The following is a 1969-nucleotide window of genomic DNA, read 5'->3' on the forward strand; positions in this document are numbered from 1 at the left end:
TGCCGGCGCGAGGTGCGGGCGATGGCCACGGGGTCGAAGTGCGCGGCCTCGATGACGATCTCGGTGGTGCCCGCCACGGAGCCGAGCAGGTGGTCGCGTACCTCGGGCTCGGCGATCTCGGTGTCGGCGCCGCCCATCACCCCGGCCAGCCCGATGGGGCCCCGGTTGTCGGTGATCAGCAGGTCCTCCGGGTGGAGGGTGCGCTCGACGCCGTCCAGGGTCGTCAGCTTCTCGCCGGGGGCGGCGCGGCGGACGCCGAGGGGGCCGTCGAGCCGGGCGCGGTCGTAGGCGTGCAGCGGCTGGCCGATCTCCAGCATCACGTAGTTGGTGACGTCCACGGCGAGCGAGATCGGGCGCATGCCGGCCTTCTGGAGCCGGCGCTGGAGCCAGATCGGCGAGCGCGCCTCCGGGTCGACGCCGGTGACGACGCGGGCGGTGAACCGGTCGCAGCCGCGCAGGTCCTCGACCTTGACCTCGTACCCGTAGTCGTTGGGCGCGGGCACGTCGAGCAGCGCCGGGTCGCGCAGCGGCAGGCCGTAGGCGATGGCGGTCTCGCGGGCGACGCCGCGCAGGGACAGCGCGTAGCCGCGGTCGGGGTTGACGGCGATGTCCAGGACCTCGTCGTTCAGCTCCAGCAGCTCGACGGCGTCGGTGCCCGGCTCGTACTCCGGCGGCAGCACCAGGATGCCGTCGTGGTCGTCGCCGATGCCCAGCTCGCGCACCGAGCAGATCATGCCCTCGGAGACCTTGCCGTACGTCTTGCGGGCGCCGATCTTGAACCCGCCGGGCAGCTCGCCGCCGGGCAGGATGACGACGACCTTGTCGCCGACGGCGAAGTTGCTCGCCCCGCAGATGATGTTCTGCGGCTCCCCGGTGCCTCCCCCGGCGTTCCCGACGTCCACCTGGCAGTAGCGGATCGGCTTCTTGAACTCCGTCAGCTCCTCGATCGCCAGCACCCGGCCGACGACCAGCGGGCCCGTCAGGCCCGCGCCGAGCCGCTCGACGGTCTCGACCTCCAGCCCGGCGCTGATCAGCTTCGCCTGGACGGCGCGGCCGGTCTCGCCGGCCGGCAGGTCGACGTACTCCCGCAGCCACGAAAGCGGGACTCGCATCAGATCTCCATCCCGAACGGCCGGGTGAAGCGCACGTCACCCTCGACCATGTCTCGCATGTCCTCGACGTTGTGGCGGAACATCAGCATCCGCTCGATCCCGAACCCGAACGCGAACCCGCTGTAGCGCTCCGGGTCGATGCCGCAGGCGACGAGCACCTTCGGGTTGACCATGCCGCAGCCGCCCAGCTCGATCCAGCCCTCGGAGCCGCAGGTGCGGCAGGGCCGGTCCGGGTTGCCGACGGACTCGCCGCGGCAGACGAAGCAGACCATGTCCATCTCGGCGGACGGCTCGGTGAACGGGAAGTGGTCGGGGCGCAGCCGGGTCCGCATGCCCTCGCCGAAGAGCGAGGAGACCATGTGGTCCAGGGTGCCCTTGAGGTCGGCCATGGTCAGGCCCTCGTCCACGGCCAGCCCCTCGACCTGCATGAAGACGGGGGTGTGGGTGGCGTCCAGCTCGTCGGTGCGGTAGACGCGGCCGGGGCAGATCACGTACACCGGGGGCTCGCGGTCGAGCATGGAGCGGATCTGCACGGGCGAGGTGTGGGTACGCAGCACGACGCCGGAGTCGTCGCCGCCCTGCCCCTCCCCCGCCGCCTCGGGCCGCGGGCCGCGGACGAAGAAGGTGTCCTGCTCGCTGCGCGCGGGGTGGTCCGGCGCGATGTTGAGCGCGTCGAAGTTGAACCACTCCGCCTCGACCTCGGGCCCCTCGGCCACCTCCCAGCTCATCGCCGTGAAGATGTCCTCGATGCGCTCGGAGAGCGTGGTCAGCGGGTGCCGGGCGCCGGCGGGCGAGCGGTCGTACGGCAGCGTGACGTCCACCGCCTCGTCGACCAGCACCCGGGCGTCGCGCTCCGC

General features: G+C 72.1%; 2 protein-coding genes. Both read right to left on the reverse strand.

What is annotated here, in order from left to right; all coding sequences use genetic code 11:
• Positions 1–1112 (reverse strand): phenylalanine--tRNA ligase subunit beta (locus H5J30_RS29945; RefSeq protein ID WP_181790509.1); only part of this gene is annotated, 1112 nt, incomplete at its 3' end.
• A partial coding sequence (gene pheS / locus H5J30_RS29950; protein WP_181790510.1) for a phenylalanine--tRNA ligase subunit alpha occupies positions 1112–1969 on the reverse strand: 858 nt, incomplete at its 5' end. The genes H5J30_RS29945 and pheS, both read right to left, overlap by 1 nt.

It is taken from the genome of Streptomyces phytophilus, from assembly GCF_013870535.1.
GTDB classification, from domain to species: Bacteria; Actinomycetota; Actinomycetes; order Streptomycetales; family Streptomycetaceae; genus Streptomyces; species Streptomyces phytophilus.